This is a genomic window from Bacillus sp. N1(2025) (assembly GCF_053470005.1).
Window position 1 is genome coordinate 87089 of record NZ_JBLTJB010000007.1, and the last position, 25403, is coordinate 112491.

22 protein-coding genes are annotated in these 25403 nt (G+C 46.9%); all 22 read left to right on the forward strand.

From position 1 onward, the window contains the following. Positions 1 to 10: 10 nt before the first annotated feature. The 22 genes from dxr to dapG all read left to right on the forward strand — a co-directional run bounded on the left by dxr (position 11) and on the right by dapG (position 25377). Positions 11 to 1162, forward strand: coding sequence for a 1-deoxy-D-xylulose-5-phosphate reductoisomerase (dxr, locus tag ACNFN4_RS15910; RefSeq protein ID WP_448200294.1), 1152 nt, complete (start codon positions 11 to 13; stop codon positions 1160 to 1162). 6 nt (positions 1163 to 1168) lie between these two features. Next, positions 1169 to 2437 carry an RIP metalloprotease RseP gene (gene rseP / locus ACNFN4_RS15915; protein WP_448200295.1) on the forward strand — a complete coding sequence of 423 codons (1269 nt, stop codon included), beginning with the start codon at positions 1169 to 1171 and terminating at the stop codon, positions 2435 to 2437. A 31-nt stretch (positions 2438 to 2468) separates the two neighbouring features. Next, positions 2469 to 4163: a proline--tRNA ligase gene (gene proS, locus ACNFN4_RS15920; RefSeq protein ID WP_061890603.1), complete on the forward strand. Its 1695-nt coding sequence runs from the start codon at positions 2469 to 2471 to the stop codon at positions 4161 to 4163. A gap of 111 nt (positions 4164 to 4274) precedes the next feature. Beyond that, the gene (locus ACNFN4_RS15925; RefSeq protein WP_448200296.1) at positions 4275 to 8588 is read left to right on the forward strand and encodes a PolC-type DNA polymerase III; all 4314 of its coding nucleotides are present in this window, start codon (positions 4275 to 4277) and stop codon (positions 8586 to 8588) included. 239 nt (positions 8589 to 8827) lie between these two features. Then, entirely contained in the window at positions 8828 to 9298 is a 471-nt protein-coding gene (gene rimP / locus ACNFN4_RS15930; protein WP_014417787.1) for a ribosome maturation factor RimP, read from the forward strand. Between the two features lie 39 nt (positions 9299 to 9337). Further along, positions 9338 to 10459 carry a transcription termination factor NusA gene (gene nusA, locus ACNFN4_RS15935; protein WP_072177010.1) on the forward strand — a complete coding sequence of 374 codons (1122 nt, stop codon included), beginning with the start codon at positions 9338 to 9340 and terminating at the stop codon, positions 10457 to 10459. A 13-nt stretch (positions 10460 to 10472) separates the two neighbouring features. Then, a complete protein-coding gene (gene rulR, locus ACNFN4_RS15940; RefSeq protein WP_003154193.1) occupies positions 10473 to 10748 on the forward strand; it encodes a glucose-induced regulator RulR in 276 nt (91 codons plus the stop codon). Between the two features lies 1 nt (position 10749). Continuing rightward, the gene (locus ACNFN4_RS15945; RefSeq protein ID WP_003154192.1) at positions 10750 to 11052 is read left to right on the forward strand and encodes a YlxQ family RNA-binding protein; all 303 of its coding nucleotides are present in this window, start codon (positions 10750 to 10752) and stop codon (positions 11050 to 11052) included. A 19-nt stretch (positions 11053 to 11071) separates the two neighbouring features. Continuing rightward, positions 11072 to 13222 carry a translation initiation factor IF-2 gene (gene infB / locus ACNFN4_RS15950; protein WP_448200297.1) on the forward strand — a complete coding sequence of 717 codons (2151 nt, stop codon included), beginning with the start codon at positions 11072 to 11074 and terminating at the stop codon, positions 13220 to 13222. After that, complete coding sequence (locus ACNFN4_RS15955) at positions 13219 to 13497, forward strand: DUF503 domain-containing protein (protein WP_003154188.1); 279 nt, start codon at positions 13219 to 13221, stop codon at positions 13495 to 13497. The genes infB and ACNFN4_RS15955 overlap by 4 nt, the downstream gene beginning before the upstream one ends. A 16-nt stretch (positions 13498 to 13513) precedes the next feature. Further along, a complete protein-coding gene (gene rbfA, locus ACNFN4_RS15960; protein WP_003154185.1) occupies positions 13514 to 13867 on the forward strand; it encodes a 30S ribosome-binding factor RbfA in 354 nt (117 codons plus the stop codon). 84 nt (positions 13868 to 13951) lie between these two features. Beyond that, positions 13952 to 14881, forward strand: a complete 930-nt coding sequence (gene truB / locus ACNFN4_RS15965) for a tRNA pseudouridine(55) synthase TruB (RefSeq protein WP_022553334.1) — start codon at positions 13952 to 13954, stop codon at positions 14879 to 14881. Between the two features lie 19 nt (positions 14882 to 14900). Beyond that, positions 14901 to 15842, forward strand: coding sequence for a bifunctional riboflavin kinase/FAD synthetase (ribF, locus tag ACNFN4_RS15970; protein ID WP_007611467.1), 942 nt, complete (start codon positions 14901 to 14903; stop codon positions 15840 to 15842). Positions 15843 to 16007: 165 nt separating this feature from the next. Beyond that, positions 16008 to 16277: a 30S ribosomal protein S15 gene (rpsO, locus tag ACNFN4_RS15975; protein WP_003154182.1), complete on the forward strand. Its 270-nt coding sequence runs from the start codon at positions 16008 to 16010 to the stop codon at positions 16275 to 16277. A 174-nt stretch (positions 16278 to 16451) separates the two neighbouring features. After that, complete coding sequence (pnp, locus tag ACNFN4_RS15980; RefSeq protein ID WP_007611468.1) at positions 16452 to 18575, forward strand: polyribonucleotide nucleotidyltransferase; 2124 nt, start codon at positions 16452 to 16454, stop codon at positions 18573 to 18575. Between the two features lie 112 nt (positions 18576 to 18687). After that, positions 18688 to 19647: a polysaccharide deacetylase family protein gene (locus tag ACNFN4_RS15985; RefSeq protein ID WP_448200298.1), complete on the forward strand. Its 960-nt coding sequence runs from the start codon at positions 18688 to 18690 to the stop codon at positions 19645 to 19647. A 40-nt stretch (positions 19648 to 19687) separates the two neighbouring features. Continuing rightward, a complete protein-coding gene (locus tag ACNFN4_RS15990; RefSeq protein WP_448200299.1) occupies positions 19688 to 20923 on the forward strand; it encodes a M16 family metallopeptidase in 1236 nt (411 codons plus the stop codon). Positions 20924 to 21001: 78 nt separating this feature from the next. After that, entirely contained in the window at positions 21002 to 21259 is a 258-nt protein-coding gene (locus tag ACNFN4_RS15995) for a YlmC/YmxH family sporulation protein (RefSeq protein WP_003154176.1), read from the forward strand. Positions 21260 to 21415: 156 nt separating this feature from the next. Next, positions 21416 to 22306 carry a dipicolinic acid synthetase subunit A gene (gene dpaA / locus ACNFN4_RS16000; protein ID WP_021493674.1) on the forward strand — a complete coding sequence of 297 codons (891 nt, stop codon included), beginning with the start codon at positions 21416 to 21418 and terminating at the stop codon, positions 22304 to 22306. 2 nt (positions 22307 to 22308) lie between these two features. Beyond that, entirely contained in the window at positions 22309 to 22899 is a 591-nt protein-coding gene (gene dpaB / locus ACNFN4_RS16005; RefSeq protein WP_326353132.1) for a dipicolinate synthase subunit B, read from the forward strand. A gap of 134 nt (positions 22900 to 23033) precedes the next feature. Next, complete coding sequence (asd, locus tag ACNFN4_RS16010) at positions 23034 to 24074, forward strand: aspartate-semialdehyde dehydrogenase (protein WP_014417793.1); 1041 nt, start codon at positions 23034 to 23036, stop codon at positions 24072 to 24074. Between the two features lie 88 nt (positions 24075 to 24162). Then, positions 24163 to 25377 carry an aspartate kinase gene (gene dapG / locus ACNFN4_RS16015; protein WP_003154168.1) on the forward strand — a complete coding sequence of 405 codons (1215 nt, stop codon included), beginning with the start codon at positions 24163 to 24165 and terminating at the stop codon, positions 25375 to 25377. Positions 25378 to 25403: the final 26 nt, after the last annotated feature.

Sequence of the window (25403 nt, forward strand, 5' to 3'; positions counted from 1 at the left end):
GAGTGGCATTTTGAAGAATATTTGTCTTTTAGGAGCAACAGGATCAATAGGGGAGCAGACGTTAGACGTATTGCGCATGCATCAAGATCAGTTCCGTCTCGTCTCGATGACTTTCGGTAAAAACGCCGAGAAAGCGATCCCGTTGATCAGAACGTTTCAGCCGAAATATGTAGCAGTCGGCGACATGGATACATATCAAAAAGTGAAAGAAGCGTCTTTTTCTCATGAATGTCAAATCGGCATCGGAGAAGAAGGCCTGATTGAAGCGGCAGTCATGGACGAAGTGGATATCGTGGTCAATGCGCTGCTTGGAAGTGTCGGTTTAATCCCGACTTTGAAAGCGATTGAACAGAAAAAAACAATTGCGCTTGCAAATAAGGAAACTCTTGTCACTGCCGGGCATATAGTGAAAGGACACGCAAAACGATACAGTGTTCCTCTTCTTCCGGTCGACAGCGAACATTCCGCTATTTTTCAGGCGCTGCAAGGCGAACAGAGCAAAAATATCGAGCGCCTGATCATTACGGCATCCGGCGGCAGTTTCAGAGATAAAACGCGGCAGGAGCTTGAGTCTGTAACGATTGCCGACGCCCTTAACCACCCGAACTGGTCGATGGGCGCAAAAATTACGATTGACTCGGCTACAATGATGAATAAAGGACTTGAAGTTATTGAGGCGCATTGGCTGTTTGACATTCCGTATGAACGGATTGACGTTGTATTACATAAGGAGAGCATCATTCATTCGATGGTTGAATTTCACGACAGAAGCGTCATCGCCCAGCTCGGAAATCCGGACATGAGGGTGCCGATTCAATATGCGCTGACATATCCGGACCGGCTGCCTCTGCCTGAAACAAAAAGGCTTGAATTATGGGAGATCGGAAGCCTTCATTTTGCGAAAGCTGACTTTGAAAGGTTCCGCTGCTTACAATTTGCCTTTGAATCAGGTAAAATAGGGGGAACGATGCCGACGGTTTTAAATGCGGCCAACGAAGAAGCCGTTGCCGCTTTTCTTGCCGGACGGATTTCATTCTTATCGATTGAGGACCTGATTGAAAAAGCACTGGACCGCCACAGCGTAATTCAGGATCCGAGTCTTGCGGATATCCAAGAAGTGGACAAAGACACCCGGGGATACGTTAATTCAATACTCACATAAGGTGGTATGTTCGTGAATACAGTTATCGCGTTTATTATTATTTTCGGAACGCTCGTTTTTTTCCATGAGCTGGGGCATTTATTGCTCGCCCAAAGAGCGGGAATCCTTTGCCGTGAATTTGCGATCGGCTTCGGCCCTAAAATCTTTTCATTTAAAAAGAATGAAACCGTGTATACGATCAGACTCCTTCCGGTCGGCGGGTTCGTCCGCATGGCCGGTGAAGACCCGGAGATGATCGAAGTCAAACCCGGTTATACCGTCGGGCTTCTTTTTAATAAAGATGACGAAGTGGAAAAAGTCATCATTAATCAAAAGGAAAAATATCCCGACGCTTTAATTATCGAGGTGGAGACGGCTGATCTTGAGCACGAAATGAAGATTACCGGGTACGAGCAGGGGAAAGAAGATGAACTGGCGGGCTTTACTGTCAGTCAGACCTCTTTTTTTATCGTAGACGGAGAAGAAGTGCAGATTGCGCCTTACAATCGACAATTCGGGTCTAAGCCCGTATGGAAGCGGATTAAGGCGATTGCTGCCGGTCCGATAATGAACTTCATCTTAGCGTATGTCATTCTCGTCATGCTTGGATTCATTCAAGGCGTGCCTTCGAATCAGCCTGAGCTCGGGAAGCTGACAAACAATGGACGCGCAGCGGCTGCCGGTCTAAAAGAAGGCGACTATATCCAGAGCATTAACGGTGAAAAAATGAGGTCATGGACCGACATCGTGACAGCGGTAAAAGAAAATCCCGGGAAAAAAATCGATGTCGCCGTCAAACGGGACGGCAAATCGTTTCATATCTCGGTTACACCTGAAGCTGTAAAAGATGAAAATAAAAAAACAATCGGCCGCTTCGGCTCTTATGCGCCGACTGAAAAAGGCGCGCTTGCAGCGATCGCCTACGGCGCGACATCTACCGTTGATGTCACAAAAGCGATTCTGACCAATCTGGGCAAAATTGTGACAGGCCAGTTTAAGCTTGATATGCTTTCGGGTCCTGTCGGCATTTATGATATGACGGATCAAGTTGCAAAAACCGGCATCATCAACTTATTGCGGTTTGCGGCGTTTTTAAGCATCAACCTGGGAATCGTCAACCTGCTGCCGATACCGGCGCTTGACGGCGGGCGGCTGCTGTTTTTATTCATTGAAGCAATCCGCGGCAAGCCGATAAACCGTGACAAGGAAGCATTTGTCGTATTTATCGGCGTAGCTTTCTTAATGCTTCTTATGCTGGTTGTCACATGGAACGATATCCAGCGTTTATTCTTATAATTGACTAGTAAAAAATCAGAGGTGCGAAGACATGAGACAAAGTTTGACGCTTATTCCGACCCTGAGAGAAGTGCCGGCTGATGCTGAAGCAAAAAGCCATAAGCTTCTGCTGAGAGCGGGATTTATCAGACAAAATACGAGCGGGGTTTACAGCTACATGCCCCTGGCTTACAGGGTCATTCAAAACATTCAGAAGATCGTGCGTGAAGAAATGGAAAAAATCAACGCGGTGGAAATGCTGATGCCGGCCCTTCAGCAGGCTGAAACATGGCAGGAATCAGGCAGATGGTATACGTACGGGCCTGAATTAATGCGTCTGAAAGACCGCCACGGCCGCGAATTTGCTTTAGGCGCGACACATGAAGAAGTCATTACTTCTCTCGTGCGCGATGAGGTGAAATCTTATAAGCGTCTGCCGCTCACTCTTTACCAGATCCAGTCTAAATTCAGAGATGAAAAACGCCCGCGTTTCGGGTTATTGCGCGGACGCGAATTCATCATGAAAGATGCGTATTCTTTCCATGCTTCTGAAGAAAGTCTGGAGGAAACATACCAAAACATGTACGGCGCATACAGCAACATTTTCGCACGCTGTGAATTAAACGTCCGTCCCGTTATTGCCGACTCAGGCGCGATGGGCGGAAAAGATACGCATGAATTTATGGCTCTTTCTGAAATAGGGGAAGATACCATCGCTTATTCCGATGGATCCTCTTACGCAGCCAATACAGAAATGGCGGAAGTTGTCATGAACAGCGAGCCGTCAGATGAAACACCCGAGGCATTGGAGAAAATTGATACGCCGAATGTCAAAAGCATTGAAGAGCTCGCTTCGTTCTTGCAGATCGAGCCGAGCGCCTGCATCAAATCAATGCTGTTTAAAGCGGATGACCGATTTGTTCTCGTGTTAGTAAGAGGCGATCATGAGGTCAATGACGTGAAAGTGAAAAACCTTCTGAACGCGGAAGTGGTTGAGCTTGCGTCTCATGAAGAAGTAGCGGAGAAACTTGGCACGGAGCCGGGATTTGCGGGGCCGATCGGCGCTGCCGGCGACATTGAGATTTATGCCGACCAAGCCGTGAAAGTAATGGTAAACGCTGTTAGCGGCGCGAATGAAAAAGACCGTCATTACCGAAACGTAAACATCGAACGTGACGCGTCAGTAAAAGCGTATGCCGATCTTCGAATCATTCAGGAAGGCGATCCGTCCCCTGACGGAAAAGGCACGATCCGTTTCGCTGAAGGGATTGAGGTCGGACAAGTCTTTAAACTCGGCACGCGTTACTCTGAAGCGATGAATGCGACATACCTTGATGAAAACGGGCGTGCGCAGCCGATGCTGATGGGATGTTACGGAATCGGCGTGTCCAGAACGCTTTCAGCCATCGCTGAACAGCATCACGACGAAAAAGGCTTGATCTGGCCGAAAAGCGTTGCTCCGTATGATCTTCATATTTTGGCGCTGAATATGAAAAACGAAGCGCAAAAAGAGCTTGCTGAACAGCTTTACGGCAAATTCCAGGCGGAAGGTTATGAGGTATTATACGATGACCGCGCTGAACGCGCAGGCGTGAAGTTTGCTGATTCTGATCTGATCGGCCTTCCGATCCGCATCACTGTCGGAAAACGTGCCGATGAGGGCATCGTAGAAGTGAAAATCCGCAAAACCGGTGAATCTGCCGAAGTTTCAGTGGATGAGCTTTCTGAATTTATCAAGACGAAGTAATCACCATAACGAATCATACAAAATCATGTTAAAATAGAGAAAAAAGAAGGTACCTCATCACCTGCGGAGGTACCTTCACTTATGATGTTTTAAGGGAGGGATACTGTCTGAATGGAACAGTTATCAGTAAACAGAAGACAGTTTCAGATTCTTCTGCAGCAGCTTAATATGACAGATGATACCTTCATGACATACTTTGAAGACGGAGAGATTGATAAACTGACAATCCATAAAGCAGAAAAAGCCTGGCATTTCCAATTTCGCTTTAAGGCTCTTTTGCCGTATCAAATATATGATTCATTCATGATGAGGTTAACACAATCGTTTGCTCACATCGCACGTGTCACATCGTCTGTTCAGGTCATTGACCCTACAGTGACAGAGGAGCTTGTACAGGATTATTGGACACGCTGTATTGAAGAGCTTGAAGGAACCTCGCCGCCGATGGTGGCTCTTTTGAATCAGCAGAAGCCGAAGCTCAAGGGAAACAAGCTGATCGTGAAAACAAAAACAGATACAGAAGCATCTGCCCTCAAAAATAAATACAGCGCACTGATTCAGCACAGCTATCGCCAATTCGGCTTTCCGGAACTGCAGCTGGATACCGAAATTTTCGTATCTGACCAAGAAGTCCAGAAATTCCGCGAGCAAAAGCTTGCTGAAGATCAGGAGCGGGCGATGCAGGCGCTTATCGAGATGGAGAAGAAGGAAAAAGAGGGCGAAGAGGATCAGGCACCGTCCGGACCGCTTGTCATCGGCTATCAAATTAAAGAGAACGAAGAAATCCGGACGCTTGACAGCATCATGGATGAAGAAAGAAGAATTACGGTGCAGGGGTTTGTGTTTGATGCTGAAACACGCGAGCTGAAAAGCGGACGCACGCTCTGCATTTTCAAAATCACGGACTATACAAACAGCATTTTAGTAAAAATGTTCGCCCGAGAAAAAGAAGACGCCGCTTTGATGAAAACGCTGAAAAAAGGCATGTGGGTGAAGGCGCGGGGAAGCATTCAAAACGATACATTCGTCAGAGACCTCGTCATGATTGCAAATGACGTGAATGAAATAAAAGCCAAAACCCGTGAAGACACCGCTCCTGAAGGCGAAAAACGGGTTGAGCTTCATCTGCATTCTCCGATGAGCCAAATGGATGCTGTAACGGGCATCGGAAAGCTTGTCGAACAGGCGAAAAAATGGGGACATGAAGCGATTGCGTTAACTGATCATGCCGTTGTGCAGTCTTTCCCGGATGCCTATTCCGCCGCGAAAAAACACGGCATTAAAATGATTTACGGAATGGAAGCCAATATCGTAGATGATGGCGTTCCGATCGCATACAATCCAGCTCACCGTCTCCTGGAAGAAGACACATACGTCGTCTTTGACGTTGAAACGACAGGTCTGTCCGCAGTGTATGACACGATCATTGAGCTTGCCGCAGTCAAAATAAGAGGCGGAGAAATCATCGATAAATTCGAAGCGTTCGCCAATCCGCACCATCCGCTGTCAGCAACGACGATAGAGCTTACCGGGATTACGGACGACATGGTCCGCGACGCTCCCGATGTCGTTGACGTCGTCCGGGATTTTAAAGAATGGATCGGCGATGACGTGCTTGTGGCTCATAACGCCAGCTTTGATATGGGATTTTTAAATGTGGCGTACAAGCGTCTTTTGAAAACGGAAAAAGCGAAAAATCCGGTCATTGATACGCTGGAACTCGCGCGTTTCCTGTATCCTGAGTTTAAAAATCACCGCTTAAATACGTTATGTAAGAAGTTTGATATCGAATTAACCCAGCATCACCGAGCGGTCTTTGACGCTGAAGCAACGGGCTACCTGCTGTTGAAAATGCTCAAAGATGCCGCTGAAAAAGACATTTTTTATCATGATCAGCTGAATGAGAATATGGGACAATCCAATGCTTATCAAAGATCAAGACCTTATCACGCTACATTGCTTGCCGTAAATGAGACCGGCCTTAAAAATCTGTTTAAGCTCGTGTCCATTTCTCATATTCAATATTTCTACAGAGTGCCGCGCATTCCGAGGTCGCAGCTTAATAAATACAGAGAAGGTCTGTTAATCGGCTCTGCCTGTGACAGGGGAGAGGTCTTTGAAGGCATGATGCAAAAATCTCCTGAAGAGGTTGAAGATATCGCATCCTTCTATGATTATCTTGAAGTGCAGCCGCCGGAAGTATACAGACACCTTCTGCAGCTTGAGCTCGTCCGGGATGAAAAAGCGCTGAAAGAAATCATCGCCAACATTACGAAGCTCGGAGAAAAATTGAATAAGCCGGTCGTGGCTACGGGAAATGTCCACTATTTAAACGATGAGGATAAAATTTACCGGAAGATCTTAATATCTTCCCAAGGCGGCGCCAACCCGTTAAACAGACACGAACTGCCCAAAGTGCACTTCAGAACGACAGATGAAATGCTGGAGGCTTTCTCCTTCCTCGGTGCAGAAAAAGCGAAAGAAATCGTGGTTGACAATACGCAGAAAGTCGCTTCGATGATCGATGAGATCAAACCGATCAAAGACGATCTGTACACGCCGAAAATTGACGGGGCTGATGAAGAAATCCGTGAAATGAGCTATCAGCGCGCCAGAAGCATTTACGGTGAAGAGCTTCCCGAAATTGTGGAAGCGAGAATAGAAAAAGAATTAAAAAGTATCATCGGTCATGGATTCGCCGTTATTTATCTCATCTCTCATAAGCTTGTAAAACGGTCTCTGGATGACGGTTATCTCGTCGGCTCCCGGGGGTCCGTCGGCTCATCGCTTGTGGCGACCTTAACGGAAATCACTGAAGTGAACCCGCTCGCTCCGCACTATGTGTGCCCGAGCTGCCGATATTCCGAATTCTTTAATGACGGATCAGTCGGTTCCGGTTTTGACCTTCCGGATAAAACCTGCCCGTCTTGCGGTACGCCTTTGAAAAAGGACGGGCATGATATCCCGTTTGAAACGTTCTTAGGCTTTAAAGGTGACAAAGTACCCGATATCGACTTGAACTTCTCAGGTGAGTATCAGCCGCATGCCCATAACTACACGAAAGTATTGTTCGGTGAAGATAACGTGTATCGCGCGGGAACGATCGGCACCGTCGCGGAAAAGACGGCTTACGGATATGTGAAAGGCTATGCGGGCGATCACAACCTACACATGCGCGGCGCGGAGATCGACCGTCTGGTGCAAGGCTGCACCGGCGTTAAGAGAACGACCGGCCAGCACCCGGGGGGGATTATCGTTGTCCCGGATTACATGGATATTTACGATTTTTCACCGATACAATTCCCGGCAGATGCGACGGGGTCTGAATGGAAAACGACTCATTTTGACTTCCACTCCATTCATGACAACCTGCTGAAGCTTGATATATTGGGGCACGATGATCCGACAGTCATCCGGATGCTTCAGGATTTAAGCGGAATTGATCCGAAGACGATTCCGACAGATGATCCGGAAGTTATGAAGATTTTCCAAGGTACAGAATCGCTCGGCGTCACTGAAGAGCAGATCGGTTGTAAAACGGGGACGCTCGGCATTCCTGAATTCGGGACGCGATTTGTGCGGCAGATGCTTGAGGATACGAAGCCGACGACGTTCTCCGAGCTTGTCCAGATTTCCGGGCTTTCCCACGGAACGGACGTATGGCTCGGCAATGCGCAGGAACTGATACACAACAATACGTGTGAACTGAGCGAAGTGATCGGCTGCCGTGATGACATTATGGTTTACTTGATCTATCAGGGCCTTGAGCCTTCACTGGCCTTTAAAATCATGGAATTCGTCCGTAAAGGCAAAGGCCTGACGCCGGAATGGGAAGAAGAAATGAAAAAGAACAATGTGCCGAACTGGTATATTGATTCATGCAAAAAAATCAAATACATGTTCCCGAAAGCCCACGCCGCCGCATACGTGCTGATGGCGGTGCGGATTGCATACTTTAAAGTGCATCACGCGCTTTTGTATTATGCTGCGTATTTTACCGTCCGCGCAGATGACTTTGACATTGATACAATGATTAAAGGCTCGACCGCTATCAGAGCGGTGATGGATGATATCAGCTCTAAAGGGCTTGATGCTTCGCCGAAGGAGAAAAACCTCCTTACCGTGTTAGAGCTTGCGCTTGAAATGTGTGAGCGCGGCTATTCCTTCCAGAAGGTCGATCTATACCGTTCGAGCGCTTCGGAATTTATCATTGACGGCAACAGTCTCATCCCGCCGTTCAACTCAATTCCGGGACTCGGAACCAACGCCGCTCTCAATATTGTGAAAGCGCGGGAAGAAGGGGAGTTCCTTTCAAAAGAGGATCTTCAAAAACGCGGAAAAGTGTCAAAAACCATTTTAGAGTATTTAGACCGTCACGGCTGTCTTGAGTCGCTTCCGGACCAAAACCAGCTGTCTCTGTTTTAAGCTTTGTGCACAGCCTCCGAGCGGAGTTTGATTTGCATTAAATATATGGTTATGGTATAGTTTTATTGGAAATGCTAACGATTACCGAGGCAAAGAGTGGGGAAACCCGCTCTTTTGTATTGAACAGGCAATTTTGCCTCGACATGTCCATCGTTTTCTCAATGCCCCTGCTCTTTTGAAGCAGGGTTTTTATGCAGAGGAACGGCTGATATGATATCGACAGCACAAGGAGGAAAAACATGAGCAAAAAAGTGACTGATACCGTTCAAGAAATGGCTCAGCCCATACTGGATGACCTTCACCTTGAACTCGTAGACATTGAATTTGTCAAAGAGGGTCAAAACTGGTTCCTTCGCGTGTTTATTGATTCCGAGAACGGTGTTGATATTGAGGAGTGCGCCAAAGTCAGCGAAGCGTTAAGCGAAAAGCTGGATGAGGCCGATCCGATCACCCAGAACTACTTTCTTGAAGTATCTTCTCCTGGAGCCGAGCGTCCATTAAAGAAAAAAGCCGACTTCGAAAAATCACTGGGCAAAAATGTGTACATGAAAACGTACGAACCGATTGACGGTTTAAAAGTGTTTGAAGGCAAATTGGCTGAATTTGATGGACAAACTGTTACAATAGAGATGACGGTCAAAACAAGAAAGAAACGGGTCAATATTCCGTATGAAAAAATAGCTAACGCAAGATTAGCTGTAACATTTTAATGAATGAAGTATTAGTGTTTAAGGGGGGAGACCGCTAACATGAGCAGTGAACTATTAGATGCTCTCACTATTCTTGAAAAAGAAAAAGGCATCAGTAAAGACATTATCATCGAAGCAATTGAAGCTGCCTTAATTTCCGCGTATAAGCGAAATTTTAACCAGGCGCAAAACGTACGGGTCGATCTGAACCGTGAGACGGGCACGATCCGCGTGTTCGCAAGAAAGGATGTCGTAGACGAGGTATACGATTCAAGACTTGAAATCTCGCTTGACGACGCCCAGCACATCCATCCGAACTACCTTGTCGGAGATGTCGTTGAAATAGAAGTAACGCCGAAAGACTTCGGCCGCATTGCTGCGCAGACGGCGAAACAAGTGGTGACGCAGCGTGTCCGTGAAGCTGAGCGCGGCGTGATTTACTCAGAATTTATCGATCGTGAAGAAGACATTATGACGGGAATTGTACAGCGCTTAGACAGCAAGTTTATTTACGTGTCTCTCGGCAAGATTGAAGCGCTGCTGCCCGTCAATGAACAAATGCCGAATGAGAGCTATAAACCGCACGATCGGATTAAAGTATTTATCACAAAAGTCGAAAAAACGACAAAAGGGCCGCAGATCTATGTATCAAGAACGCATCCCGGTCTGTTGAAGCGTCTTTTTGAAATCGAAGTACCGGAAATTTATGACGGAACGGTCGAACTGAAATCCGTTGCCAGAGAAGCGGGCGACCGCTCTAAAATTTCCGTCCGCACTGATGATCCTGACGTTGATCCGGTCGGTTCATGCGTCGGTCCCAAAGGCCAGCGCGTGCAGGCGATCGTCAATGAACTGAAAGGCGAAAAAATTGATATCGTCAACTGGTCTGATGATCCGGTTGAATTTGTTGCCAATGCGCTCAGTCCGTCTAAAGTGCTGGATGTCATCGTCAACGAAGAAGAAAAAGCCACGACTGTCATCGTTCCTGATTACCAGCTTTCTCTGGCAATCGGAAAAAGAGGGCAAAACGCCCGCTTAGCCGCGAAACTGACAGGCTGGAAAATCGATATCAAAAGTGAAACGGATGCAAGAGACCTTGGCATCTATCCGAGAGAGCATGAAGAAGATGACGATTTAGAGCCGCTCTTTATGGAGCCTGAAACAGCCGAATCGGATGAATAAGAGGTGACTTTAGGTGAATAAGCGAAAAAAAATTCCTCTGCGCAAATGCGTGGTAACGGGGGAAATGAAGCCTAAAAAGGAACTGATCCGAATTGTCCGTTCTAAAGAAGGAGAGATTTCAGTCGATCCGACCGGAAAGAAGAACGGGCGGGGTGCCTATATCACCCTTGAGAAAGAATGCATCTTAGCTGCGAAAAAGAAAAACACATTGCAAAATCAATTTCAATCACAAATCGATGACCAGATTTTCGAAGAATTGCTGGAACTGGCGGAAAAGGTGAAAAAATAACATGTCTGGAATGGAATGGTTTCCCTTGCTGGGTCTGGCCAATCGAGCTCGTAAGGTCGTGTCGGGCGAGGACTTGGTTATAAAAGAAATTAGAAATGCGCGTGCAAAACTTGTTCTGCTGACAGAAGATGCATCTGCGAATACTGCAAAAAAAGTATCCGATAAATGCAATTATTATAAAGTGCCTTATAAAAAAGTCGAAAGCCGCGCGGATCTCGGCCGCTCTATCGGCAAGGAATCACGTGTCGTTGTCGCCGTCACTGACCAAGGTTTTGCGAATAAGCTGATCAGCTTGCTCGATTAATATTTTTGGGGGTGAACGAATGGCTAAAATGAGAGTTTACGAATATGCAAAAGCCATCAATGTTTCAAGCAAGGAAATTTTGACTGCGCTGAAAAACATGGATATAGTAGTAAATAACCATATGGCAATGCTTGAAGAAAAGACCATTAAGCAGCTTGATGCGAAATTTAAAAAAGGCGGCGCCGGCGTTACATCTCAGAAGCCTGCGGAAACGAACAAAAACAAGCCGCAAGGGATTAATCAGCAGCCTGCTGGGAATCAACCAAACAAAATTCGAGACGGAAAGAAGAATGACGTGCAGAATAATCAATTTAACAAAAACAAGAAGAATAACAACAACAACAAAAACAAAAACAAACGCAATCATAACAACAAAAATCAGTATCAGCAAAAACCGCTGAAGCCGAAAAAAGAGCTTCCTGAGAAAATTACGTTTTCCGGCTCTTTAACAGTCGGAGCTTTAGCCGAGGAACTGGGCAAAGAGCCGTCTGAACTCATTAAAAAACTGATGCTTCTGGGCGTAATGGCTACCATTAACCAGGAGCTTGACAAAGACACAATCGAACTGATCGCATCTGAATACGGTGTAGAAACAGAAGAAGTGATTGTGCTTGAAGAAACTGAGCTTGAAAAATATGAAGAGGCTGACAAAGAAGAAGATCTTCAAATCCGTCCGCCTGTCGTGACGATCATGGGCCACGTTGACCACGGGAAAACGACCCTCCTTGACAGCATCAGAAAAACAAAAGTTGTTGAAGGAGAAGCCGGCGGAATCACCCAGCATATCGGGGCTTACCAGATCGAAGAAAACGGCAAAAAAATCACGTTCTTAGATACTCCGGGACACGCGGCGTTTACAACAATGCGGGCGCGCGGTGCGGAAGTAACTGATATTACCATTTTAGTCGTAGCGGCCGATGACGGCGTTATGCCGCAGACAGTCGAAGCCATCAACCATGCGAAAGCGGCTGAGGTTCCGATTATCGTTGCCGTGAATAAAGTGGATAAAGAAAGCGCGAACCCTGACCGTGTCATGCAGGAGCTGACTGAATACGGACTCGTTCCTGAAGCATGGGGAGGAGAAACGATTTTCGTTCCTCTGTCCGCTCTTACAGGCAAGGGAATTGACGAGCTTGTCGAAATGATTCTGCTTGTCAGTGAAGTGGAAGAGCTGAAAGCCAATCCGAACCGTCAGGCAAAAGGAACGGTTATTGAAGCTGAGCTCGATAAAGGAAGAGGATCTGTCGCGACACTTCTCGTTCAAACGGGAACATTGAATATCGGAGATCCGATCGTTGTCGGAAATACATTCGGCCGCGTGCGGGCCATGGTTAATGATCTCGGCCGCCGCGTGAAAACAGCCGGACCGTCCACACCTGTAGAAATCACGGGCTTAAACGACGTACCGCAGGCTGGCGATCAATTCCTCGTCTTTAAAGACGAAAAAACAGCCCGTTCTGTCGGTGAAGCACGCGCTTCCAAGCAACTGGAAGAACAGCGCAGCGACAAAGCGAAGCTGAGCCTCGATGATCTGTTTGAACAAATTAAACAAGGCGATGTCAAAGACATCAATTTAATCGTAAAAGCTGACGTTCAAGGTTCAGCCGAAGCGTTAACAGCCGCTCTTCAAAAAATTGAAGTAGAAGGCGTAAAAGTGAAAATCATTCACACAGGCGTCGGTGCGATTACGGAATCAGACATCATTCTCGCATCTGCTTCAAATGCAATCGTTATCGGGTTTAATGTGCGCCCAGACGGAAATGCTAAGAGCACGGCTGAAGCTGAAAATGTAGATATCCGTCTTCACCGTATCATTTACAAAGTCATCGAAGAAATTGAAGCGGCGATGAAAGGAATGCTTGATCCTGAATACGAAGAAAAAGTCATCGGCCAGGTTGAAGTGCGCCAAACATTCAAAGTGTCGAAAATCGGCACGATTGCCGGCGGATATGTAACAGACGGCCACATTACACGTGACAGCGGACTCCGCCTGATCCGTGACGGCGTGGTCATCTTCGAAGGGGAAGTAGACGTTCTGAAACGCTTCAAAGATGATGTGAAAGAAGTTTCACAAGGATATGAATGTGGTATTACAATTAAGAAATACAATGACATTCGCGAAGGCGACATCCTTGAAGCGTATGTCATGCAGGAAATCGAAAGAAAGTGATCGGATTTGCGGAATGTGAATGCATCATTTATGATGCGGGATCATTAAAGGAGAAACGAGCCGTTCTGAAGCGGATTATAACGAGGGTTCAGAATAAGTTCAACGTGTCGGCCGCAGAAATCGGCTATCAGGACACTTGGCAGCGGACCAGCTTCGGAATCGCCGTCGTCTCCTCCTCTCACGTTCAGGCGGAAAAGGAGATCCAGCGCGTACTCGCGTTTATTGACTCCTTTCCCGAAATAGAACGGACGATCACTAGAACAGAGTGGTTTTAACTTAGAGGTGATTGAATTGAGTATGAGAGCAAACCGTGTCGGCGAGCAGATGAAAAAAGAGCTCGGGGATATTATCAGCCGAAAGCTGAAAGACCCGAGAATCGGATTTCTCACTGTAACAGACGTACGTGTTTCAGGTGATTTACAAATAGCGAAGGTGTATATCTCCGTTCTCGGCGGAGAGAAAAAGAAAGAGGAGGCGCTGAAAGGGCTTGAGAAAGCGAAAGGATTTATCCGTTCCGAAATCGGCAGCCGAATCAGACTCCGCAAAACGCCTGAGCTTGAATTTGAATTTGATGAATCAATTGAGTACGGCAACCGTATCGAAACATTGATTCACGAACTGCATTCAGATAAACCGTCTGAATAACAAGGAAAGAGGATGGGCGAGTGTCGTCTGTCCTCTTTTCTGCGTTTTACGGGATACAATTGATAACAAAGGAGCGAAAGACAGATGGTTAACGGAGTTCTCCTTTTACATAAACCGGTCGGCATGACTTCTCACGACTGTGTAATGAAAATAAGAAAACTGTTAAAAACAAAGAAAGTCGGACATACGGGAACGCTTGATCCGGAAGTGTCAGGCGTACTGCCGATCTGTGTCGGACGGGCCACAAAGATCGTTGAGTACGTCACCGACAAGTCAAAAACGTACGATGCTGAGATCACTCTCGGCTTCTCCACATCGACCGAAGACCAGACTGGAGAAACGGTCAGCGTAAAACCTGTCAAGGAGCCGCTGAAAGAAGCGGATATCAAAGCCGTTTTAGACGAACTGAAGGGACCGCAGGAGCAAGTGCCGCCGATGTATTCCGCTGTAAAGGTCAACGGAAAAAAGCTCTATGAATACGCCAGGGCGGGTATTGAAGTGGAGCGGCCGAAGCGGAATATCACGATTGAAGATATCGCGCTCACTTCCCCTGTCACTTATAACGAAGACACAGCATCATTCCGCTTTACAGTCACGTGCTCAAAGGGCACTTACGTCAGAACATTGGCAGTGACAATCGGTGAAAAACTCGGCTATCCCGCGCATATGTCTCATCTCATCCGCACCGCTTCGGGCGATTTCAGCCTTGATGAGTGTTTCACGTTTGAGGAACTTGAACAGCAGGTTTCAGACGGAACGGTTGCAGAGCATACCGTGCCGATTGAAAGAGCGCTCAATCATTTGCCGAAATGGGTCATAAGTGATACATTAGCTAAGAAAGCTGAAAACGGGTCAGTGTTTGACATCCCGGCGGAATTTTCTGCAATGACAGCTGACGCCCGTATAGCGGTCTGTACTGAAGACGGAGAATGTGTGGCCATTTATATGCCGCATCCTTCAAAAAAAGGACTGCTGAAACCGGCTAAAGTGCTCATGCAAAAAAGCGAACAATAAGAAAAAAGGTGACCGTTCTGTGAAGACGATACATATTTCTCATCCGCATCATTTACAAAAAGAAGAGCAGCCGGCGTCTGTCATGGCGCTCGGCTACTTTGACGGCGTTCATTTGGGACACCGGAAAGTAATCGGAACAGCCAGACAAATTGCCGAAGAAAAAGGCCTGTCGCTGGCCGTTATGACGTTTCATCCCCACCCTTCCCATGTATTGGGCAGGGACAAAGAGCCAAAGGATCTGATTACGCCGCTTGAAGATAAAATCAGCCAGATCGGACGTTTAGGCGCTGATGTGCTGTATGTCGTAAAGTTTGATGAAGCGTTTGCGTCTCTGTCTCCAAAACAGTTTGCCGAGGAGTATATTTTAGGGTTAAACGCGCGGCACGCTGTGGGAGGCTTCGATTTTACGTACGGAAAATACGGAAAAGGCACGATGGAGACGCTGCCGGACGATTTAAACGGCAAGGCCGGATGCACGACTGTCGAGAAACAGACCGAGCAGGACAGAAAGATCAGCTCTACTTATATCCGGTCAGCGCTGCAGGATGGTGACGTTGAACTGGCGCACACTCTTCTCGGCCAGCCGTATTTTATCCGGGGCACTGTGATTCACGGAGACAAAAGAGGCCGCACCATCGGTTTTCCGACCGCGAATGTCGGCCTGCACAACAGTTATATCGTGCCGCCGACAGGCGTGTATGCAGTGAAAGCCGAAATAAAAGGCGAGGTGTATGAAGGCGTCTGCAACATCGGCTACAAACCGACCTTTTATGAAAAGCGTCCCGATCAGCCGTCAATTGAAGTACATTTGTTTAATTTTCAACAGGATGTATACGGAGAAGACGTTAAAATCGAGTGGTACAAACGAATCCGAAGCGAACGGAAGTTTAACGGCATCGATGAACTGACGGCTCAGATCGGGAAAGACAAACAAGAAGCGATCCGTTTTTTCAGCAAATAACGGAAAAAACATCAAAAGTACACAAATTTTCTTCTAAAAGATTTGCATATAGGCGCGATTTTTAGTATCATATGTTTCGTAGTCTTAAAACCATTGCTTGGCAATCCGAAGTCACCGACGGTTGCTAGGTAACTGGGGCTAATTATGATATGGAGGTGAAACAGGATGGCAATTACTCAAGAGCGTAAAAATCAACTCATCAGCGAGTTCAAAACACACGAATCTGATACTGGATCTCCAGAAGTTCAGATCGCTATCCTAACAGACTCAATTAACAACTTGAACGAGCATTTGCGTACTCACAAGAAAGATCACCACTCACGTCGCGGTCTTCTTAAAATGGTAGGTAAACGTCGTAATCTTCTTACGTATCTGCGTAATAAAGACGTAACTCGTTACCGTGAGTTAATTAACAAACTAGGCTTACGTCGATAATCGTAAAAAGCGGGAGGATTCCCGCTTTTTTATCGTATTAAAGCGAAAAAAATAATGATAAAAAAACAATGAAATCCTTTTACATACTACTTTGACATTGATATGTTCAATTCATTTCGTTCATAATAGGAGTAATTGATTATTTCACACATTAAGAGAGGAGCTCGTAATCGAATGGGACAAGAGAAACATGTCTTTACCATAGATTGGGCCGGCAGACAGCTTACAGTAGAAGCCGGCCAGCTTGCCAAACAGGCAAACGGCGCTGTCATGGTCCGCTACGGCGATACCGCAGTGCTCAGCACAGCAACCGCATCAAAAGAACCGAAACCGCTAGATTTTTTCCCGCTTACCGTTAACTATGAAGAAAGATTATACGCAGTAGGTAAAATTCCGGGCGGTTTTATTAAAAGAGAAGGCCGTCCAAGTGAAAAGGCCGTTTTAGCCAGCCGTCTGATCGACCGTCCGATCCGCCCGCTTTTCGCAGACGGATTCCGTAACGAAGTACAAGTCATCAGCATTGTCATGAGTGTTGATCAGGACTGCTCATCTGAAATGGCTGCAATGTTCGGTTCATCACTCGCTCTTTGCGTTTCCGATATCCCGTTTGAAGGCCCGATCGCGGGTGTGACGGTAGGCCGCATTGACGGGAAATTCGTCATCAATCCGACGGTTGACCAGCTTGAAAAAAGTGATATCAACCTCATCGTTGCAGGCACAAAAGACGCCATCAACATGGTGGAAGCCGGAGCAGATGAAGTTCCTGAAGAAATCATGCTTGAGGCGATTATGTTCGGTCACGAAGAAATTAAGCGCCTGATCGCATTCCAAGAAGAAATCGTCGCAGCAGTCGGCAAAGAAAAAACAGAAATCGAACTGTATGAAATTGACGAAGAGCTCAGCGAAAAAGTAAAAAGCCTTGCGGAGCCGGATCTTCTCAGCGCCATTCAGGTTCACGAAAAACATGCTCGCGAAGACGCGATCAATGAAGTGAAAAATGCAGTTGTCGCGAAATTCGAAGAAGAAGAGCATGATGAAGATACGATTAAAAAAGTGAAACAGACACTGTCTAAACTCGTGAAAAACGAAGTGCGCCGTTTGATCACAGAAGAAAAAGTCCGTCCGGACGGCCGCGGCGTTGATCAGATCCGCCCGCTTTCTTCAGAAGTCGGCCTTCTGCCGAGAACGCATGGCTCCGGCCTGTTTACGAGAGGACAGACGCAGGCGCTCAGCGTTTGTACATTAGGCGCCCTTGGGGACGTTCAGATTCTTGACGGTTTAGGCGTGGAAGAATCAAAACGCTTTATGCATCATTATAACTTCCCGCAGTTCAGCGTTGGGGAGACAGGCCCGATGCGCGGACCAGGACGCCGTGAGATCGGTCACGGTGCTCTTGGAGAGCGTGCGCTTGAGCCGGTCATTCCGAATGAAAAAGACTTCCCGTATACGGTCCGCCTCGTATCCGAAGTGCTTGAATCAAACGGTTCCACTTCACAGGCCAGCATTTGCGCGAGCACGCTTGCCATGATGGACGCAGGTGTTCCGATTAAAGCCCCTGTTGCGGGTATCGCGATGGGACTTGTGAAATCAGGCGAGTACTATACGGTATTAACGGATATTCAAGGGATGGAAGACGCCCTCGGTGACATGGACTTTAAAGTAGCCGGCACGGAAAAAGGCGTGACAGCGCTGCAAATGGACATTAAAATTGAAGGCCTTTCAAGAGAAATTCTTGAAGAAGCGCTTCAGCAGGCGAAAAAAGGAAGAATGGAAATCTTGAACAGCATGCTCAGCACGCTTGGTGAATCAAGAAAAGAACTTTCTCAATATGCGCCGAAAATTTTAACGATGAACATTAATCCGGATAAAATCCGTGACGTTATCGGACCGAGCGGTAAACAAATCAACAAAATCATTGAAGATACCGGTGTTAAAATTGACATTGAACAAGACGGCACCATCTTTATTTCTTCTACTGATGAAAGCAGCAACCAAAAAGCGAAAAAAATCATCGAAGATCTTGTCAGAGAAGTCGAAGTCGGCCAGCTTTACCTCGGTAAAGTCAAACGGATTGAGAAATTCGGCGCTTTCGTTGAAATCTTCAGCGGAAAAGACGGTCTCGTTCACATCTCTGAACTAGCGCTCGAACGGGTCGGCAAGGTTGAGGATGTTGTGAAAATCGGTGACGAAATCCTTGTGAAGGTAACTGAAATTGACAAACAGGGACGAGTGAATCTGTCGCGTAAAGCAGTGCTGCGCGAAGAGAAAGAAAAAGAACAGGAACAACAACAATCTTAAATGAAAACCTAACAAGGAGCCTGGGAGACCCGGCTTCTTTATTTTGAGAAAGACAACAGACGGGTTCTACCTTGTCCTCCTCATACATAATGTGTGATGAGGGGGGAAGGACATGTTGAAAAAATTCGTGCCGTTTGCCGTTTTTTTATTTCTTTTTTTTGTTTCGTTTGAAATGTTAAAAAATCCGTATACAGTTGATTACATAGACGCAATGAAAAAAGACGCTGTAACAGTGTCAGCATCAAAAGATCCGCTCTATGAAGAATTACTGCAAAAAGCGTCAGAGTATGAAGTAAAGCCGCAAGACGCGCGGATTGATAAAATATGGAAGAGTATACCGGGATATAACGGTTTAAAAGTCAATGTGGAAAAATCCTATAAGCAAATGAAAAAGGACGGAGAATTTCAAGAAGACGACCTTGTCTATGAGCAGGTAAAACCGAAAGTCCATCTTGATTCTCTCGCGCCCGAACCCATTTATAAAGGAAATCCCGACAAACCGATGGTCGCTTTCCTGATAAATGTCGCCTGGGGAAATGAATACGTGGAGCAAATGCTGCCTATTCTGAAGCAGCACCAAGTCAAAGCAACTTTCTTTCTTGAAGGGAAATGGCTGAAAAACAATCAGGAGCTGGGGAAAAAAATAGCGGCAGACGGACATGAAATCGGAAATCATTCATACAATCACCCTGATATGAGCAAACTGACTTCAGGAAGCATTTCCGAACAGCTTGACAAAACCAATGCACAAATCAGCGAGACGCTCGGCATAAAGCCAAAATGGTTTGCGCCGCCAAGCGGCAGCTTCAGAAAAGCTGTGGTCGACCTTGCGGCGGAAAAAGGAATGGGCACCATCATGTGGACCGTTGACACCATTGACTGGCAAAAACCGTCTCCGGCTGTTTTACAAACAAGGGTGTTGAGCAAAATACATAACGGAGCCATGATTTTAATGCATCCGACTGATCCGACTGCGAAAAGCCTGGATACACTGATTGCAAAAATCAAAGAAAAAGGCTACGCGCTCGGCTCAGTGTCTGACTTAATGGATGAAAACAGGCTGATGAAGTAGCAGGCGGCAGTTTGCCTGTCTTTGAATAGGAGGAACAGACTTGATAAAACGCTATACATGCCAAAACGGTGTAAGAGTTGTGCTTGAAAATAATCCAACGGTGCGGTCTGTGGCAATCGGCGTCTGGATCGGGACGGGGTCACGTCATGAAACGCCGGAGACAAACGGTATTTCGCACTTTCTTGAGCATATGTTTTTTAAAGGAACAAATACCAGGTCCGCACGGGAAATCGCAGAATCCTTCGATCGGATAGGCGGCCAAGTGAATGCCTTCACTTCAAAAGAATATACGTGCTATTACGCCAAAGTTCTGGATGAGCATGCAAACTACGCACTTGATGTGCTGGCTGATATGTTCTTTCATTCTGCTTTTGACGAAGATGAGCTCAAAAAAGAAAAGAACGTCGTATATGAAGAAATCAAAATGTATGAAGACGCGCCGGATGACATTGTCCACGACCTGCTGAGCAAAGCGACATACGGTAATCATTCGCTCGGCTACCCGATTCTCGGGACGGAGGAAACGCTTTCGTCATTTAACGGCGATTCTCTCAGACAGCATATGGATGACTTTTATACGCCGGACCGCGTCGTCATTTCTGTCGCCGGAAATGTAACAGAACAATTCATTAAAGACGTGGAGAAATGGTTCGGTACATACGAAGCGAAGGGCAAAGCAAGCGGCATCAGCGAGCCTGAGTTTCATTATGAAAAGCTGACCAGAAAAAAAGACACCGAACAGGCGCATCTCTGTCTCGGTTTCAAAGGCCTGAAAGTCGGAGACCCGGACATTTACGATTTGATCGTCTTAAACAACGTGCTGGGCGGAAGCATGAGCAGCCGTCTTTTCCAGGATGTGCGCGAAGATAAAGGACTGGCCTATTCTGTATACAGCTATCACAGTTCCTATGAAGACAGCGGTATGCTGACGATTTACGGAGGCACCGGCGCGAATCAGCTCGGACTTCTGTCTGAAACCATTCAGGAAACGTTATCGGTTCTAAAACGTGATGGTATCACCTCGAAAGAGCTGGAAAACAGCAAAGAGCAAATGAAGGGGAGCTTAATGCTCAGCTTAGAGAGCACAAACAGCAAAATGAGCCGGAACGGGAAAAACGAACTCCTGCTCGGAAAGCATAAGACCATGGATGAAATTATCACTGAATTAAATGCGGTCAGCCTGGAAAGCGTCAACGGCCTCAGCCGCCGCTTATTTACGGATGATTACGCACTATCGCTCATCAGCCCGACCGGCAATATGCCGGCTTCATCTTAAGCGGAAAAGCAGTCTGCCTCTATACGGGGCAGGCATTTTTTTTTGCTCCGGGTCATATAGTACAAGGGGGTGGCTATCATGAGGCTCAGTGAACTGTCAGGTAAAGAAATTGTGGACATTAAACGTGCAGAGCGGCTCGGCGTGCTCGGCCAGACCGATTTGGAAATTAATGAACAGGACGGACAAATTACCGCGCTGTTGATACCGACGGTAAAATGGTTCGGATTGCGAAAACAAGGCCACGACATCCGCGTCCCCTGGAACCATATCCAAAAAATCGGGTCAGACATGATCATTTTAGACGTTCCGGGGGAGATCACGCCTCCCGAAGAGTAGATCTTATTCAATTATTGCAAGCACCGGCTCATACAGCCGGTGCTTTTTTTATGAAAAAGACGCTGTACATTCACCGCCCTTTCTCTTTGCACATACGATGAAGAGGAGGATGACACTTAAAAGATCCAGTAACTGTAAAGAAGGTGAACGTTTCAGATGTTAACCGGATTGACAATTGCGATCATTGGCGGTGACGCAAGACAGCTTGAGATTATAAGAAAGCTGACAGAACAGCATGCCGATATTTATCTTGCAGGGTTTGACCAATTGGATGACGGTTTTACAGGAACCGTCAAATGCAAAATCGATGAGATTCCCTTTCAAAAAATAGACAGTATCATCCTGCCCGTATCGGCAACGACCGGAGAAGGCGTTGTTTCCACGGTTTTTTCAAATGAAGAAGTGATATTAAAGCAGAGCTATCTTGAGCGGACACCGGAGCATTGCGTCATTTATTCAGGCATCTCCAACGCGTATCTTGAGGGGATCGCCAGCGAAGCGGGCCGCAAACTTGTGAAATTATTTGAACGGGACGATATCGCGATATTCAACTCGATTCCCACTGTTGAAGGAACAATCATGATGGCGATTCAGCATACGGATTATACCATTCACGGATCAAATGTCGCCGTTCTCGGCATGGGGCGCACCGGTATGACGATCGCCCGGACGTTTGCGGCGTTAGGGGCGAAGGTAAAAGTGGGCGCGCGGAGTTCGGCTCATTTGGCCCGTATAACGGAAATGGGGCTTTCTCCTTTTCAACTTGAAGAGCTTACTGAACATGTAAATGATATTGATATCTGCATTAACACCGTACCGAGCTTGATTCTGAATCAAAGCGTTTTATCGCGCATGACGCCGAAGACCTTGATTTTGGATTTAGCATCCCGTCCGGGCGGAACGGATTTCAAATATGCTGAAAAACAAGGCATTAAAGCGCTGCTTGCTCCGGGTCTTCCGGGAATTGTGGCCCCGAAAACAGCCGGACAGATTATTGCGAACGTATTGAGCAAGCTTTTGGCAGACTTAAAGAAAGAGGGGGAATAACCATGTCTCTGAAAGGGAAAAGAATCGGATTCGGATTAACCGGCTCGCACTGCACATATGAGGAAGTTTTTCCGCAAATAGAGGCGCTTATCAGTCAAGGAGCTGAAGTCCGGCCGGTCGTGACGTCAACCGTTCAATCGACCGATACCCGCTTTGGGGAGGGGGGAGATTGGGTCAGAAAAATTGAAGAAGCAACAGGCTTTGAGGCGATTGATTCCATCGTAAAAGCAGAGCCGCTCGGGCCGAAACTTCCGCTCGACTGCATGGTCATCGCCCCCTTAACCGGAAATTCAATGAGCAAACTCGCAAATGCGATGACTGACAGCCCCGTCCTTATGGCTGCGAAAGCCACGATCCGCAACGGCCGCCCGGTCGTGCTCGGAATTTCGACAAACGACGGACTCGGTTTAAACGGAACGAATTTAATGAGGCTGATGTCCGCAAAAAACATATATTTCATCCCGTTCGGCCAGGATGACCACGTAAAAAAACCGACATCGCTCGTCGCCAGAATGGATCTCCTTCCGGTTACGGTAGAAAAAGCTCTTTTGCATCAGCAGGTTCAGCCGGTGCTCGTACACCATCATGAATAAAAAATCATGATGACAGAAAATCATTCCGGAATAAAAAAATTCGGTCAATCCGTGACTATTCTATGGTAAAATAAAACGTAAAATGCAAAGTCAATTCAATAAATGATGCTTAATTGGCGGAAGGAGTTTTACAGATGGGAAGAGGATTACACGTAGCAGTTGTCGGAGCGACGGGAGCCGTAGGACAGCAAATGCTGAAAACACTGGAAGACAGAAACTTTGAAATCGAAACACTCACACTACTATCCTCAAAGCGTTCTGCTGGTACGAAAGTAATGTTTAAAGGCGAAGAATATACAGTGCAGGAAGCTGTTCCTGAAAGCTTCGAAGGCGTTCATATCGCGTTATTCAGCGCCGGCGGAAGCGTATCACAAAGCTTGGCGCCTGAGGCTGTAAAACGGGGAGCCATCGTGATTGACAATACCAGCGCATTCCGTATGGACGAAAATACACCGCTCGTGGTGCCAGAGGTGAACGAAGGTGATCTGCACAAACATAACGGCATTATCGCCAACCCTAACTGTTCAACGATTCAGATGGTGGCTGCGCTTGAACCGATCCGCAAAGCGTACGGTTTGAAAAAAGTCATTGTATCTACTTACCAAGCTGTGTCCGGGGCCGGCAATGAAGCGGCGAAAGAATTGTACAGCCAGACAAAGGCGATTTTAAACAATGAACCCGCAGAACCGTCCATTATGCCGGTTAAAGGCGACAAAAAGCATTATCAAATCGCATTTAACGCCATTCCGCAAATTGATAAATTCCAAGACAACGGCTATACGTTTGAGGAAATGAAAATGATTAATGAAACGAAAAAAATCATGCATATGCCGAAGCTGGAAGTGGCTGCGACATGTGTCAGACTGCCGATTGAAACAGGGCACTCAGAATCTGTTTACATTGAGCTTGACCGTGATGACGCAACCGTTGAAGATATTAAACAGCTTTTAAAAGAAGCTCCGGGTGTTACGCTTCAGGATGATCCGGCGGAGCAGCTTTACCCGATGCCTGCTGATTGCGTCGGCAAACGCGATGTATTTGTAGGAAGAATCCGGAAAGATTTGGACAGAGCAAACGGTTTTCATTTGTGGGTTGTTTCTGATAACCTGTTAAAAGGCGCCGCTTGGAACTCAGTCCAAATCGCGGAAAGCCTGCAAAAACTGAACCTCGTATAAAACAAACGTATTTTCTATAGGCGAATAGAAGAGAGTAAGGCTCTGCCTGCTCTCTTCTGTTACGTCAGACTAATTTGGAGTGAAAATAGTGAAGATCATTGTTCAAAAATTCGGCGGAACATCCGTAAAAGATGACAAAGGCCGCAAGCTTGCGCTAGCACACATTAAAGATGCCATCAGTGAAGGTTATAAAGTTGTCGTTGTCGTATCGGCGATGGGAAGAAAAGGAGACCCGTACGCGACAGATTCTTTAATCGGGCTCCTTTACGGCAGCCAGTCCGACATTTCTCCGAGAGAGCAGGATATGCTTCTGTCTTGCGGAGAAACGATTTCGTCCGTTGTTTTTTCCAGCATGCTGAAGGAAAACGGCATAAAAGCCGCAGCTTTAACAGGAGCCCAAGCCGGCTTTTTAACCAATGCCCAGCATACTGACGCCAAAATTATAGAAATGAAAACAGAGCGGCTTTTCGCTGCACTCGCCAGCCATGACGCTGTCGTTGTCGCAGGATTTCAGGGAGCGACTGAAAAAGGCGACACGACGACGATCGGCAGAGGAGGAAGCGATACTTCAGCAGCGGCGCTCGGCGCGGCGGTTGATGCTGAGTTTATCGACATTTTTACGGACGTGGAAGGCGTTATGACAGCCGATCCGAGAATCGTGGAAAATGCTAAGCCGCTTCCGAACGTCACATATACGGAAATCTGCAACCTTGCCTATCAAGGCGCGAAAGTCATTCATCCGCGCGCGGTGGAAATCGCCATGCAGGCAAAGGTGCCGATCCGCGTGCGCTCCACTTATTCAAAAGACAAAGGCACTTTGGTGACGTCCCATCATTCGTCTAACATCGGCAGCGATGTATTCGAACGGCTGATTACGGGGATCGCCCATGTGAAAGATGTGACGCAATTTAAGGTTCCCGCCAAAATGGGGCAATACAACGTTCAGACTGAAGTCTTTAAAGCAATGGCAAATGCCGGAATCAGCGTAGATTTCTTTAACATTACGCCGAGTGAAATCGTATATACCGTAGCCGGCAGTAAAACGGAAGCCGCGCGCAGCATTTTGGCTGAATTAGGATATGAGCCGACAGTGACGGAGAGCTGTGCGAAAGTGTCAGCGGTCGGCGCCGGGATAATGGGTGTTCCGGGTGTCACGTCAAAAATCGTCTCCGCACTTTCTGATAAAGGCATTCCGATTCTGCAATCTGCCGACAGCCATACGACGATCTGGGTGCTCGTTCATGAAAAAGATATGGTAACGGCCGTAAATGCGCTGCATGAAGTGTTTGAACTTTCAAAGTAAATGTGATTGAATCATGATGAGGTGAA

Bases quoted from the DNA above. Each gene is read 5' to 3' on its own strand.
- infB (WP_448200297.1), top strand. From the start codon at position 11,072: ATGGCTAAAATGAGAGTTTACGAATATGCAAAAGCCATCAATGTTTCA.
- dpaA (WP_021493674.1), top strand. From the start codon at position 21,416: ATGTTAACCGGATTGACAATTGCGATCATTGGCGGTGACGCAAGACAG.
- ACNFN4_RS15985 (WP_448200298.1), top strand. From the start codon at position 18,688: ATGTTGAAAAAATTCGTGCCGTTTGCCGTTTTTTTATTTCTTTTTTTT.
- pnp (WP_007611468.1), top strand. From the start codon at position 16,452: ATGGGACAAGAGAAACATGTCTTTACCATAGATTGGGCCGGCAGACAG.
- rpsO (WP_003154182.1), top strand. From the start codon at position 16,008: ATGGCAATTACTCAAGAGCGTAAAAATCAACTCATCAGCGAGTTCAAA.
- ACNFN4_RS15925 (WP_448200296.1), top strand. From the start codon at position 4,275: ATGGAACAGTTATCAGTAAACAGAAGACAGTTTCAGATTCTTCTGCAG.
- asd (WP_014417793.1), top strand. From the start codon at position 23,034: ATGGGAAGAGGATTACACGTAGCAGTTGTCGGAGCGACGGGAGCCGTA.
- truB (WP_022553334.1), top strand. From the start codon at position 13,952: ATGGTTAACGGAGTTCTCCTTTTACATAAACCGGTCGGCATGACTTCT.
- ACNFN4_RS15945 (WP_003154192.1), top strand. From the start codon at position 10,750: ATGTCTGGAATGGAATGGTTTCCCTTGCTGGGTCTGGCCAATCGAGCT.
- rseP (WP_448200295.1), top strand. From the start codon at position 1,169: ATGTTCGTGAATACAGTTATCGCGTTTATTATTATTTTCGGAACGCTC.
- proS (WP_061890603.1), top strand. From the start codon at position 2,469: ATGAGACAAAGTTTGACGCTTATTCCGACCCTGAGAGAAGTGCCGGCT.
- ACNFN4_RS15995 (WP_003154176.1), top strand. From the start codon at position 21,002: ATGAGGCTCAGTGAACTGTCAGGTAAAGAAATTGTGGACATTAAACGT.
- dpaB (WP_326353132.1), top strand. From the start codon at position 22,309: ATGTCTCTGAAAGGGAAAAGAATCGGATTCGGATTAACCGGCTCGCAC.
- nusA (WP_072177010.1), top strand. From the start codon at position 9,338: ATGAGCAGTGAACTATTAGATGCTCTCACTATTCTTGAAAAAGAAAAA.
- rimP (WP_014417787.1), top strand. From the start codon at position 8,828: ATGAGCAAAAAAGTGACTGATACCGTTCAAGAAATGGCTCAGCCCATA.